The 13,210-nt window shown below is 69.7% G+C and carries 8 protein-coding genes; 2 read left to right on the top strand and 6 right to left on the bottom strand.

The window, feature by feature from the left end; all coding sequences use genetic code 11:
- Positions 1-194 precede the first annotated feature (194 nt).
- Both ACAH01_RS10210 and ACAH01_RS10215 read left to right on the top strand, forming a co-directional pair.
- Positions 195-656, top strand: a complete 462-nt coding sequence (locus tag ACAH01_RS10210; RefSeq protein WP_170094109.1) for a PH domain-containing protein — start codon at positions 195-197, stop codon at positions 654-656.
- Positions 653-2,302: a PH domain-containing protein gene (locus ACAH01_RS10215; protein ID WP_372479104.1), complete on the top strand. Its 1,650-nt coding sequence runs from the start codon at positions 653-655 to the stop codon at positions 2,300-2,302. Before ACAH01_RS10210 ends, ACAH01_RS10215 begins: the two co-directional genes overlap by 4 nt.
- A gap of 1,272 nt (positions 2,303-3,574) precedes the next feature.
- Here the strand turns inward: ACAH01_RS10215 and ACAH01_RS10220 are convergent.
- The 6 genes from ACAH01_RS10220 to ACAH01_RS10245 are packed head-to-tail and all read right to left on the bottom strand — an operon-like array spanning position 3,575 to position 13,099.
- Positions 3,575-6,271 (bottom strand): AAA domain-containing protein, encoded by a 2,697-nt coding sequence (locus ACAH01_RS10220; protein WP_372479105.1) that lies wholly within the window; start codon positions 6,269-6,271, stop codon positions 3,575-3,577.
- 60 nt (positions 6,272-6,331) lie between these two features.
- Positions 6,332-7,507: an AAA family ATPase gene (locus ACAH01_RS10225; protein ID WP_372479106.1), complete on the bottom strand. Its 1,176-nt coding sequence runs from the start codon at positions 7,505-7,507 to the stop codon at positions 6,332-6,334.
- A gap of 26 nt (positions 7,508-7,533) precedes the next feature.
- Complete coding sequence (locus ACAH01_RS10230) at positions 7,534-9,069, bottom strand: glycosyl transferase (RefSeq protein ID WP_372479107.1); 1,536 nt, start codon at positions 9,067-9,069, stop codon at positions 7,534-7,536.
- The gene (locus tag ACAH01_RS10235) at positions 9,070-10,380 is read right to left on the bottom strand and encodes a DUF58 domain-containing protein (RefSeq protein ID WP_372479108.1); all 1,311 of its coding nucleotides are present in this window, start codon (positions 10,378-10,380) and stop codon (positions 9,070-9,072) included.
- Positions 10,377-11,315, bottom strand: coding sequence for a hypothetical protein (locus ACAH01_RS10240; RefSeq protein WP_372479109.1), 939 nt, complete (start codon positions 11,313-11,315; stop codon positions 10,377-10,379). Before ACAH01_RS10240 ends, ACAH01_RS10235 begins: the two co-directional genes overlap by 4 nt.
- The gene (locus ACAH01_RS10245) at positions 11,312-13,099 is read right to left on the bottom strand and encodes a DUF4129 domain-containing protein (protein WP_372479110.1); all 1,788 of its coding nucleotides are present in this window, start codon (positions 13,097-13,099) and stop codon (positions 11,312-11,314) included. The genes ACAH01_RS10240 and ACAH01_RS10245 overlap by 4 nt, the downstream gene beginning before the upstream one ends.
- Positions 13,100-13,210: the final 111 nt, after the last annotated feature.

Raw genomic sequence — 13,210 nt, forward strand, 5'->3', positions numbered from 1 at the left:
GAACGTCGAAAGACCCCCGGACTGGAGCGGAAGCGAGAGAGGTAGAATTGCCGACATAAGTGTTGTTGCGGATGATTCGGATGATTGACCGGGTGGTAAAAAAGCTACTGTGTGCCGACCTGACGTGCGTCGTCGGGTGGGCTGGATCGTCCGTGACCCCTACGCTTTTCCCCGCACGGACCGCCCCACATCGCATGGAGAGGCTCAACTCCCGCGTGCAACTGCTGTGGATCGGGCGGGCGGTCGTGGTCGCGGCGGTACTCGCGGGCGTCGCCGTCGCGATCGACCGCTTCGCGGTCCCGGTAGACCCGCCACTGATCGCCGCCGTCGTCGTCGTGGCGGCCGTTCTCGGGACCGTCCACGCCGTCCTCAGATTTCGACGCTGGCGCTTCGAGATTCAGGACGACGCGCTCTTTCTGGTCCGCGGGGTCGTGACGCAGGTCGACACCTCGGTCCCCTACGTCCGGCTCCAGCACACCGACACCCAGCGCGGGCCGGTCGAGCGGCTGGTCGGTCTCTCCAGCGTCGTCGTCTACACCGCCGGAACGCGGGGGGCCGACATCCGTATTCCGGGGCTGCGTCCGGAGCGAGCGACCGAACTGCGCGAGCAACTGCGCGAGCTCGCGGCCGAGAGCGAGGCCACCGACGCCGTATGAACCGTCTCCACCCGATCAGCGCCGTCGGGAGCGTCGTCACCAACGTCGTCCGGTTCGGGAGCATCGGCTTCTTCGCCGGCATGATGCTCACGGGTCCACTGGACGTGCTCCCGCTCGGAGTGGTGTTCGTCCTCGCACCCGTCGGTGCCCTCGTCGGGGCCGCCTACGCCGTGGCGCGGTACTACCGCTTTACCTACGCACTCGCGGGGGGCACGCTGTCCGTCGACTCCGGCGTCTTCGACCGACAGGAACGGGAGATTCCGCTGGGACGGATCCAGAACGTCGACATCGAACGTGGCCCCGTCCAGCGGCTCTTCGGTCTCGCCGTCGTGAAGTTCGAGACGGCCGGGGGGAGCGCGACGGAGGCGGTCCTGAACGCCGTCGACGTCGACGAGGCCAGAGCGCTCCAGTCGGCCGTCGCTCAGTACCGACGGGAGGACGACGAGACGGAAGGCGACGAGGGCGAGCCAGCACACGACACAGTGGCCAGAGGGGCCGCAGAGCCAGAGCAGCGTCGGCTCTACGAGCTCTCGACCAGGGACCTGCTGACGCTCGCGCTCGTCTCGTTCCGGCCTGCAGCCCCCGCGGTGGTCCTCTTCGGCGTCCCGTTCGCACAGGAGTACGCGCTCCGACTGCTCTCGGCGACCGTCGAGACACTGGGCGGCCCGTCGAGGGTCTCGCTGTCGGGGCTCCAGACCTACTCGACGGGAGAGGCGCTGTTGACCGTCGGCGTCGCCGCGGCGCTGTTCGCACTCGCGGCCTGGCTCCTGAGTGCCGCGTTCACGATCACGGAGTACCACGGCTTTCACCTCGACTACGTCGGTGACGACCTGCGATACGAGCGGGGACTGATCCAGCAGTACAGCGGCTCGATCCCGCTGGAGAAGGTCCAGACGGTCACCGTCCGCGAGAACCTACTGATGCGACAGGTCGGATACGCCGCCCTGGCCGTCGAGACGGCCGGCTACGCGCCGGGTTCGGGGAGTCAGGACGCGAGCAACACGGCGATTCCGCTGGACGATCGCGAGACGGTGCTGGCCGTCGCCGAGGCGCTGACCGACGCCGACGTGCCGGCGATGGAGCGACTCCCCGACAGGTCGCGCCGACGCTACGCCGTCCGGTACTCGCTGCTCCCGCTCGTGGCGACGGGGCTGTTGCTTTCCGTCGACACGCTGGTCCAGACGGTCCCCTACTGGTACGCGCCGCTGGCGCTGGTCCCGGTCGCGGTACTGGCCGGGCACCTGAGCTGGAAGCACCGCGGGTTCGCACTGCTGGAGCACCTGTTTGCCACCCGGAGCGGCGTCCTCGTGCGGTCGACCCGGCTGGTGCCGTACTACCGCGTCCAGACCGTGATCGACACGCGAACGATCTTCCAGCGCCGTCTCTCGCTGGCCAGCGTGACCGCCGACACCGCCAGCACGGCGAGCCTGCTGGGCGGGGACGCGACGGCGTACGACCTCGACGACCAGCGCGCCCGGACAGTCCACGAGACGCTCCGCGAGCGCCTGATGGCCGACCTCCGGGCCGGCGAACGAGGCGACCGACGACAAGGGCTGACGGCGCTGCTCGACGAGGCCGACGCCCCGGACGAGGGGGGCGACGCGGGTGCGCCCGAGCCGACCGAATCGTCCACTCGCGAGCCGTAGCACGGCGACAGCGTGCTACATCGCCCGCGGTCGGCCGCCGGTTCGATCAGCCACCCCGGCGTCACCTCCCAGATCGACCGGGACAGTGCAGCGAGACGAATTACGGACGAGGGTCGTCACATCGGTAAGTCGGAGTGCAAAACTGTCGACTGTACACCGACAGAGGCCCACGGACGGGATCGAACCGTCCTACGCCAGCGTAGGTCACTGGAGTTCTGTGTCCTGTGGATCCAGAAGAGAGGGTGTCTGCAAAAATATCGCTTCCAAACCGACAATCGTAGCAAGAAATATACTGATCAGGTGAGAAGGTGTATACATGACCATGTGGACAGTCGGAACCGCCGGGCACCTGATCATGTTCGGGATGCTCGCGACGCTTGCATTCGTTTACTACGGCCCCGAATATGTTGCTCGAATCAACGAAGCCATTTTTGCGGGTTAGTGAAGCAGTCGAAGAATCGTGAGCCAACCAACGATAGGAATTGAGAAAAAGTAGATGGTTGGTGTTGTGATTCCGAATAGATATGCTCCTGAGATGAGTGCAGAGACGACTGCTATTTGTTTGATTCCGGGAAGAGAGTGGAACCACGAAGCCAATTGATCGAGTTTCCGTTGTGGAACTCTGTACAATGCCGTAATCAGACCAACATACACCGAGACAGCGACTGATCTGAGTACAGCGACGACAATGTTTTCTGTTGGTATCAGTAGCATATGCCCCAGGCCGGACTCGAACCGGCGTCCACTGGGGTTAGGTCCACCGCCCGGAATCGAACCGGACGCGAACCGCCAGGGTGGACAACTATGACAGGAAATCGTACGAACAGAGTGTGGTGGCTGGTGATCGAGCGGCCGATCGTGTGTCTTGTCGGTGGCGTCGCCGGCTCTGGTCCTGGTCGACGCCGCAAAGAATGATCCGAGGTTAGTAATTAAATCGAACGCCTCTGACGGCCGACCGTGGCCGAGCGGGAGGCAGACCTATCGAACTGGAAACAACGGCTACAACGCGCCCCGCCGAACCGACGACCGGAACGTGAGCACAGATGTGTGATACCGAATCGGCCGCGTCACGACCGACAGCAGCCATCGAGCGACGAACCGAGGGTGATGGCGGAACTCTCTAAGAACCGCGTGGCAACGTACCGGTGTCGGACCTGCGGGGTGCGATTCAGTATCCCACAGCACGAGACGGCCGTCTGTTGTCCGGTCTGTCGCATGAACCGAATCAAGCGATTGACAGACTGACCCTGACGAGGGTCACTGGGGGGACCGTCAGCGAGCCCACTCGACCATCCGTTCGTACAGTTCGTCCGTCGAGAGCGCGCGTTCGTCGCCGACCAGCACGAGCGCCTTCTTCGCTCGCGTCAGGGCGACGTTGATGCGACGGTAGTCCTCGAAGATCGGACCGTCGAGCGAACCCGTAGCGACGAAAGAGACGACGATGACCTCCTTGCTCGATCCCTGGAAGCGATCGACCGTGTCGACGGCGACCCCCTCGGGGACGTGTTTGTCGATCTCGGCGACCTGCGCACGGTAGGGTGCGATCACGCCGACGGCACCGGCCTCGACCCCGGCAGCGAGGTAGGCATCGACCACGTCGGCGACCGCGCTCGCCTCCGCCGGGTTCGTGTTGCCGTCGACGTGCCCGTCGGGATCGACGAAGTTGACGCCGTCACGCAGCGTCTCCGGGAGCGCGTCGAGCGTGACGCCGTCCAGGTCTGCGATTCGCTGGGCCGCCACCTCGCCGGTGGCCGGCCGGAGCTGGCCGTCGTAGAACTCCCGGGAGGCGAACGCCTGGATCTGCTGGGCCATCCGGTACTGGCGGTCGAGCAGGACGCTGGCGTCGGGATAGGCCTCGATGAGCCGCTCGAACAGCGACCGCGAGAGCGTCTCGTCCTCGCTCTGGACCACCGGGGGAAGCTGCTGGTGGTCGCCGACGAGGACGAACCGGTCGGCCAGCGTCGTCGCGGCCAGCGTCCCCGGCTCAGTGAGCTGGCCGGCCTCGTCGACGATCGCCACGTCGAACGACTGGGTCTTGGCGACCCGAGAGCCACAGGAGGCCGTCGTCGCCGCGACGACGCTCGCGTCCTCCAGCCGGCCGACGCAGTCGTCGGGATCGCCGGCAGTCTCCAGGCGGTACTGCTGCATGTCCTCGCGGACGCCGCTCTCGGTGCCCAGCCGGACGATGTCGGTAAAGCCCTGCGCTTCGAGGGCCTCGATGCAGTTGTCCACCGCGCGGTTGGTGAACGCCGAGAGCAACACCCGGTCGCCGCGGGCCACCAGCGCCCGGACGATCCGGGCGAGCGTGTAGGTCTTGCCCGTTCCCGGCGGCCCGTGGACGAGCGCGCAGTCGTCGGCTCCGACGGCGAGCCGGACCGCCTCGTTCTGGGCGTCGTTGTTGTCGATGAACGTCTCGTCGATCGATCGGAAAGATGGCTCGCGCCGGCCGAAGAGTACGTCCTTCTGTTCGGGGGGCTGGGTGAGCAAGCCGTCGTGCAGCGCCGTCAACATCCGGTCGGTGCCGATCTCGGAGGGGTACACGTCCAGTCGACGCAGTTCGACCGGCTCGTCGGTCGTGATGACGATCTCACCGCGGGTCGAATCGTCGCTGCGTCCCTCGCTCGTTTCGCCACCCAGTCGCTCGACGCGAGCCATCTCAGCGTCGCCGTCGATCGGGTCGCCGTCGCTTGCGAGCGCGATGTCGCCCTCGCGGATCTTCGAGACCGCACCCGTGCCGCGGGCTCGCAGCTCCCAGCGGCCGCCGTCGAGGCGACGCTTGCCCGTCGGTTCGAGGTCGATCAGGGCGCGGTCGTCGTCGGCTCGCTCCTCGGGGCGCTGGTCCCACAGCTTGGCGTACTCGCGGTGGACGGCCCGGCGCTCGGCCTCGATCGCCCGGTAGAACCGGTCGAAGTACTCGCGCTCTTCGTCGGGGATGGCCGTGCCGACCTGGCCGGCCTTCGACTCCTGGTCCAGTCGTCCGGAGACCGCCATACAGGTGTCCTGCTCGAAGCAGTACTCACACTTGGCGTCGGCCTCGTAGCCCGTCGGGACGCTCGCGTCGTACTCCATGGCCGCGATCTCGTTGCGCGTCCGGACGACGAAGTTCAGCAGGCCGTCGTTGATCGAGAACTCCTTGGCCGGCGAGAGATCGCCGGACTCCTCGGTCCGCTCGACGGCGGCGTTCTTGGTGTACAGCAGCGTGCCGGTGTCGGGCGCTTCCTCGCGGCGCTCGCCGAGGAGCAGCGCGTAGCAGGCCGCCTGGATCTTGTCCTGGAAGCGTGGCTCTCTGCGGGTGTTCTTGCCGGTCTTGAGTTCGACCGGCATCCCGCGTCGGACGGCGTCGGCCCGGCCCTTGATGCCGTAGCGAGCCGAGAGCAGCGTCATCTCGGATCGCCACTCGTCCGCTTCGGTCAGGGTTCCCTGCCTGAGCCAGCCGTCGATGGCCGCGGCGTGGTCGCGAACGTCGGCGGCGACCTCGTCGGCGTCGCGGCCGAGCAGCCCCAGGTCGAGCCCGGCGTCCTCGACGTGGGCTGCGACCGCCTCCTCCACGTCACGGCCCCGGAGCAGGTCGCCGAAGACCTCGTGGACGATGGTCCCCTTGACGACCGGGTAGGCCTGGGGAGTCCCCGAGAGCTTGTTGAGGTAGTACATCCGCGGGCACTGGACCCACGAGCGAACGTCGGTCACGTCGACCAGAAACTCCGGTTCGACGACGATGCGTGCGTCGCTGCCCACGGAGTACTGGGTCTCGCCTCGGTACTCGCGCGGTTCGGCGTCGTAGACGGCGACGCTCATGCCGGGTTCGAGCACCGCGCCGGTCTCGGTCCACTTCCCCCACAGCGTGACGGTGACGGGCTCGCCACGCCCGTCGTCGGGCCGAACCGTCACCTCACAGAGATCGCTCTCGCCGTACTGCGTGTCGACGGTCTGCTCGTCGCTCACCTCGACTGCGACGCCGCGTAATTGCACGCACGGAGTCTGGCGGGCAGGCCGAAAAACGCTGTCGGTCGGGGTGGGCTGGCGACCGTCTCAAAACAGGTCGTCGTCCGATCCGTCGGGCTCGGCGTCGCCGTCGGTCGTCGTCGAGTCGGGAGCGGGCGCGTCCGTCGACACGTCGCCAGACGGCTCCTCGTGGCCGTTGGTCGCCTGCTCGGTCGCAGGCGTCGTCTCGGCGGACTGCTCTGGCGACTCCGCGGCCGCCTCGTCTACGCCGGCGTCCGAGTCGGGGGCGTCGGGCGAGACGGCCGGCACCTCGACGCGGTCCAGCGCGTCGCGAACGATATCGGCGGTCTCGGTGCCTTCGACGGTAGCGTTCGTCGAGAGCACGACCCGGTGGGCCATCGTCGCCACGGCGAGACGCTTCACGTCGTCCGGGACGACGTAGTCCCGACCCGCGAGGACAGCGCTGGCACGCGCCGCCTCGAACACCCGCTGGACGCCGCGGGGAGAGACGCCGACCTCGGATCGCTCGTCGGCCCGCGTCTCTCGGGCAATGTCGACGATGTACCGTCGGACCGGGACCCGCACCGAGACGTCCTCGGCGAGGTCCTGTAGCTCGCGGACGGTGGCCTCCTCGACCACCGGCTCGACGCTCGGGGCGAGCGTCCGGCGCTGCGCTCGCCGGTCGAGCAGTTCCATCTCGCCGTCGACGGAGGGGTACCCCAGCGAGGTCTTGACGCTGAAGCGGTCTCGCTGTGCCTCGGGGAGCCGAAAGGTCCCCTCCTGTTCGATCGGGTTCTGGGTCGCCACGACGACGAAGGGGTCGGGCAGTTCGTGTGTCGTCCCGTCGACGCTGACCTGTCCCTCCTCCATGGCCTCCAGCAGCGCCGACTGGGTCTTGGGCGGCGCGCGGTTGATCTCGTCGGCCAGCACGACGTTGGCGAAGATCGGCCCCGGAGCGAACTCGAAGGCACCCTCGTGTTCGTTGTAGACGTTCGAACCGGTCACGTCCGCCGGCAGCAGGTCCGGCGTGAACTGGATGCGGGTGAACTCCAGGCCGAGCGCCTCTGCGAGGACGCGGGCGGTGACCGTCTTGCCGGTGCCGGGCACGTCCTCCAGCAGGACGTGGCCCTTCGCGAGGACGGCAGACAGGACTTCGTGGAGGACGGTGCGTTCGACGACGGCGGCTTCCTCGATACGCTCGACGACGGAGAGGCAGGTCTGGGCTGCATCTTCGACCGTGTCGCCGCCGGAATGGTGGACCATGCGCGGTGGCTCGTCGCCCGCCCCCATCAATCTCTCCCTTCCCCGGCGACGTATCCCCGCAGCGGCGTCAGTAACACCAGGACGCCGAAGACGGCCAGCGCGGCCGCGACGGTCGCCGCGACCTCGCCGGCCAGAGAGGTACGCACCACGCCGAGCAGGCTCAGCGAGAGCACCGTGGCTGCTCCGAGAACGACCGCGACGACGGCGTGGAACAGCTCCAGCCGTCTCGTCTCCGGGAGGTGGCCCAGTTCGGCGGTGACGCCCAGCCCGAACGAGGACACGTCCCAGACGACCATCGCGACCACGGCCGTCGCGACGACGAGCGGCGTCGGCACCCCGGTGAGGGCCGCCCCGATCGTGGCGAAGACCATCCCGCCGGCCGCGAGCGCCGGCCCGCCGGCCCGCTCGGGGACGAGCGAGAGGTACTGGGCGGCGACGACCGTCCAGCCGAGCAGGTAGAGCGCGATCGGCCCCAGCACCAGGAACGCCACGAGGACGATGGGCGGTGCGCTGCCGGGCACCGGGATCAGCGACAGGGCGAAGGGGAGGAACCCGATCACGAGCACCAGTCCCGCCGCGACGGGCGCGAGCAAGCGGTTCGCCGTCGTGTCGACCGGGCGAGTCAGCCGGCGCAGCGTGAGCGCGACCAGTCCGAGCGCGAGCGTCACCACGCCGACGCCGAGGACGGCGACGACCGGGATCGGCGTCGCGAGCACGGGAAAGAGCACGCGAGCGGGCGGGAAGAGCGCGTACACCGCGTCGAACCACCCCAGGAACCAGGCGGGGAGGACACAGAGCACGGCGACGAGAGTTCCGATCAGGACCACGGTGGTCGCGAGCCTGAGCTGTCCGAGTCGTCTGTCGACGGCCTCACGGCGATTTCGGGGTGTGAGCTGTCGGATCGGCAGCCAGCGCAGCCCCAGTCGGAAAGAGAGCACGCCGACGAAGACGACGACGAGGAACGTCGAGAGCGCCGCGGTCGGACCGGGGCCGCTCCCGGCCGGGCCGACCACGGTGCGAACGAGCAGGGCGGCTCCGCCGAGCACGACCACGACGATCCCCCAGCCGACCATCGAGAGGTAGGTCAGCCCCTCCTGGAACAGCGCCGGGCGGACGGCCGACGCACTGGTCGTGTCCGTCCACGTGCTCCCGAGCGCGACCAGTGCCACGGCGAAGCCGCCGAAGAAGATGCCGTAGGCCGGGCTGGTGACCAGCAGCCCCGTGAGACCGGCCACCAGCGCCGCACCGGCCGGCAGGAAGCAGATCTGTCCGACGAACAGCGACACGAACCGCTCGCGGGTCAACAGCGCGAGCCCGGCGGTCAACAGCCCCGTGACGGTGCCGAAAGCGAGCGTCAGCCGGCCCAGCCGGGCGCAGGTGGGAACGATCAGCGACGGCACCAGCCCGTCGCCGAACCGGAGGCCGTAGTTCCACGGACAGGTCGTCGCGACGACGAACAGCCCGAAGACCAGCAGGGACGCGATGGTCAGGCTCGTCGCCCGCGGCCGCCCCTCGTCGCCGAGGGCGCTGGGCCGATCGAGACGGGGACCGAACAGCGCCATCTACGGGACCCCCCCAGCGCCGGTCGGGCGCTGACTCGGCAGCCGTGCGTCGGCCGCGAACGCGTACGCCAGCGCCATCGGGAGCGGCGTTCCCCGTCGCCAGTCCGTCGCCCGCGCGCCGGTCGCCTGACAGCGAGCCAGTCGCGTGTACCGCTGGACCTGTTCGAACTGCCCGCCGACGGTGTTGTCGGTCACTACGTCCGGGGAGAGGACGACGGCGGGGTACCCCTGCGAGCGCCACGCCTGGACGGCCTCGACAGGTAGATCGTCGAGCAGCGGCGAGAACAGTGCCAGCTGCGCTCCCGGTGGCACCAGGTCGAGCAACTCGGCCAGCTGGCGGTCGGTGTCGGGCGCGCCGCCGGTCACCTCCGTCGCCGTCCGGAAGTAGTCGATCGCTCGGGACCGCTGCCCGTCGCCGCTCTCTGGAGCCAGCCAGTGGAGCCCGGCCGGCCCCGGACCGTCGGCCCCGATCACCGCGACGCCGATATCGTGACCGCTGGCGACGAAGTCGGTGACCGCGTGGGTCGCCGCGTAGGCGGACAGTTCGACGGCAGTGGGTCGCCCGGGACCCGCCGAGACGCGACTGATGCGGCGAGCGTCGACGACGAGGACGACCGAGGCCGCCCGGCGACGCTCGTAGTCGACCGTCGTCAGCTCGCCGGTCTTGGCGTACGTCCGCCAGTCGATCCGGCGCGCGTCGTCGCCACGCCGGTACTCCCGAGTCGAGTGGAAGGTGAGCCCCTCGCCCGGTTCGTCGGTGGTCAGGTCGCCGACGAACTGCGCGCCCTGGTCGTCGATCGGTGGCGCGTCCGCGTCGAGACGACAGACGAGCTGTGTGTCGCCCGACACCGTCGGGCGCAGCGTCGTGACGCTCGTGCCCCCGAGACTCCGGACCCTCACGCGCGGGGGTTCGAACGCGTGGACACCGCGGCGAGCGACCAGCACGTACTCGATCGTCGTCGTCGCGCCGGGTTCGAGCGCCACGCCCGTCCGGGGAGTGCCACGCGTCACCGCCAGATCCGCCGGGACGGCGTCGACGACGCGGAGGTCGGACACCGGCCGGTCGCCCTCGTTGGTCACTTCGAGCGTGACGTGGACCGGCGTCCCCGGCGGCGACAGCTCCGGCTCGACGTGGCGGGTAACCGAGAGCGAGACCGAATCGGGACCGCTCGTGACCAGCGAGTACGCGAGATACACCAGCGGAACGATCGCGGCGAGGAGCAACGCACCGCTACGTGCCACGAGCCCGGCCGCAGCGAACAGCGTCGCCGCCGCCACCGTCGCCCGCCAGCGCGTCGACTGACGGCTCATCGCACACCACCGTCCGTGGCGAAGTGATCCCGCTCTCGGGCGTCCCCACTCCTGTCGGATTCTCGGGCCGTCTCGTCGCCGCTTCCCGCCTCGCCAGCGGGCTCGGCGCTTTCGTCGCCCGCCGCTTCACCGTTTGCACCGTCGCCGTCCGCGCCGGCTGGTTCGACATCGACCTGGACCTCTCGGGCCTCGCTACCGGGCGGTCGCGGGCCGCGGGCGGTCGCCAGCGGATCGACGGCGCGCTGGACGGTGCCGTCGACGCCGCGCTGGAGGTCTTCGAGTCGCGGCTGGCTGACCGGGACCGAGCGGGGCGCGTTCTGGCCCGGCACCGTCGGCACCGCGTCGTCGGCCGCCTCTGCGACGGCCTGGACGGCGATCTGGAGGTGTCGCCTGACGACGCGCTCCGGGAAGAGCCAAGCCTCGATCCGGGCTCGCAGCGAACGCGGGGGCGGATCGACGCCCGGATCGAGCACGGCGGCCCCGATCTGGTTGTCGGTCCAGCTCCCCGCTGCCAGCGACGCCTCGACTGCGGCGCGATCGCCCTCTCGGATGACGAGGGCGTCGACGAGCGCGCGCCTGAGAACCGGCCGAACGGTGTCGTAGCCGGCCTCGACCGTCCCGTCGGAGCGTGCCGTCTGACCGGCGTCCGCGAGGACGGCCCCGAAGGACTCGCCCGAGAGAGCGTCCTCGCCGCGGCTTCGCTCCGGCGCGCGGTCGAAGAGCGCGCCGTCGTCGGTCCACGGCGGCGGCAGGGCCGGTCCGTCACCGTCGGGCGACGCGAGCAGCTTCCAGAGCGACACGCCGACGCCGAAGATCGCGAGCAGCGCGACGGCGCTGGCGACGATCGTCTCCGCCGTCGCCGGAACGCCGACCGCGAGCGCGACGAGGCCGAGGAGGATCGACACGACGCCGCCCCCGACGACGAGACGGTTCACGCCGACCCCTCCTCGGACTCGTCGCGGATCTCGTTCAGCGCAGCGCGAGCGCGCTCTACCTGCCCGTCGGTGAGCGACTCGTCGCCGTACTCGACGGCCCGGAACGTGTCGGTCAGTTCGCGGACCGGCCCGGGCGAGAGCCCGCGATCGATCGCCCGACGGGAGACCTCGCCGGCCGTGCGACGCGGCCACGTCTCGGGGGCGACTCGACCGGCGAACGCACGCCACACGCGGCGGAACTGTGCGCGCCGCGAGAGCGTCGTTTCGCCGTCCGCGTGTCCGGGTTCGCCCGCGAGATCGTCGTGGTCGCTCTCCTCGGAATCGAACAGCCGGCTCGGTCCGCGGGCGAGCGCGCGGACGAACGCGACCAGGCGTGCGGGAAGCGACGTGAGCCAGCGGCCGGCGTCCGCGAGCGGCGTCGCGTCTGGACCCGTCAATCGGTCCCGCAGACGCCGGAGACGGCGTTCGAGGCTCCCGACGGCCGCTTCGAGTCGCCCGGACAGCCACAGGCCGTCGGCGGCCAGTCGGCGTCCGAGACGGCGGAACCAGCCGGCGGTCGCTCGGGCCGCCTGGAGTGCGCTGTAGTCGCTCCGGAGGAAGGCGGCGAGTCCGACGACCGCGAGCAGCGCCAGCGACCCCAGCAGCGCGATCGTCCGGCCAAAGCGGAGGAACACGTACGCGAGCGCCAGGACGCTGACGGCGACGCCGGAGCCGATCGCCATACCACGGCGACCGGCGATCGAGTAGCCGGCCGCCGGCACGCCGACGAGGGCGAGGACGGCGAGGAGGGTCAGCAGGATCGTCGGCGCGAACGCCAGCAGGACCGGCGTGGTGGCCACCTGGTCGGCCGTCGCGACGGTGAGCCGTGCCGTCGGGTCGGCCGGGAGCGTCATCTCGACGTGGCCGTCGGCGTCGGTTCGGCCCAGTCGCTCGCCGCCGACTAGCGCGGTAGCGTTGACCGCCGGGCGGTCGCCGAGCCGGGCGGCGACCGTCGCGCTCTGCCCCGGCAGCGGGAGCAGTGCGTCGGTCCGTATCGTCGCGTCGAGGCGGAGCACGACGATCTCGGTCTCGCGTTCGAAGGCTCCCCGCTCGACGTGGACGGTGAGCGTCCGGTCGCCCTCGATCGGCGCGCGAATCTCGATCGTGCCGTCGGCGTCGGTCCGTCCGATCGTCCGTCCGTCGACCGAGACCGTCGCGTCGGCCACGGGGTTGCCCTGGATCGTCGCCCGCAGCGTCGTCGTCTCGCCGGGGTAGGGCTGTTCGTCGACCGAGAGGTCGATCCGGCCACGAACGGGGTACGCGCCCGACCCGTTCTGGGCCTGCTGCTGGGCCACGCCGTCGAGGGCGGCGATACCGAGACCGGAGCGGTCGACGGTCTTCAGCGGCGCGTCCGAGTCGCCGGTGTCGATGCTGGCCGCACAGCTGCCCCCGCCGGGCAGTTCGACCCGGACCTGCAGGGTCTGCTCGTAGGGGACGGTGCCGACGACCTGTCCGTCCTCGTCCGTCCGGCCGACGCGTTCGCCGTTGAACCACACCGGGGAGTCCGACACCGGTTCCTCGTCGTACAGGACCGTCGTGGTGAGTTCGTGTCCGGCGACCGGATCCTCGGAGAAGAGGATCTGACAGTCCGACTCCCCGCTCAGGAAGTCCGGGGGCGTCGGCTGTGGTGCCGTGGCTGGCATGGCTGCCGCGGCGACGAGGAGGCCGACGACACACGTCGCCACGATCAGGAGCTGTCGGGTCGGGGCGTTCGTCCGGGAGGCGGTGCGGTGCGTAGGGACCATGATCTCAGTGGGTCGCCGCCGCGCAGGGAGGGCAGCCGGGCGGCCCGGCAAGACGGCGGACGACTGCTCTATTGCACGTCTCGGATTCGGATGCAAAGAAATCCCCGGTCC

The organism is Halomicrobium sp. HM KBTZ05, assembly GCF_041530035.1.
Taxonomy (GTDB): domain Archaea; phylum Halobacteriota; class Halobacteria; order Halobacteriales; family Haloarculaceae; genus Halomicrobium.

Coding starts and splice junctions, on each gene's coding strand:
- ACAH01_RS10210 (WP_170094109.1), top strand. CDS start 195: ATGGAGAGGCTCAACTCCCGCGTGCAACTGCTGTGGATCGGGCGGGCG.
- ACAH01_RS10215 (WP_372479104.1), top strand. CDS start 653: ATGAACCGTCTCCACCCGATCAGCGCCGTCGGGAGCGTCGTCACCAAC.
- ACAH01_RS10225 (WP_372479106.1), bottom strand. CDS start 7,507: ATGGTCCACCATTCCGGCGGCGACACGGTCGAAGATGCAGCCCAGACC.
- ACAH01_RS10230 (WP_372479107.1), bottom strand. CDS start 9,069: ATGGCGCTGTTCGGTCCCCGTCTCGATCGGCCCAGCGCCCTCGGCGAC.
- ACAH01_RS10235 (WP_372479108.1), bottom strand. CDS start 10,380: ATGAGCCGTCAGTCGACGCGCTGGCGGGCGACGGTGGCGGCGGCGACG.
- ACAH01_RS10245 (WP_372479110.1), bottom strand. CDS start 13,099: ATGGTCCCTACGCACCGCACCGCCTCCCGGACGAACGCCCCGACCCGA.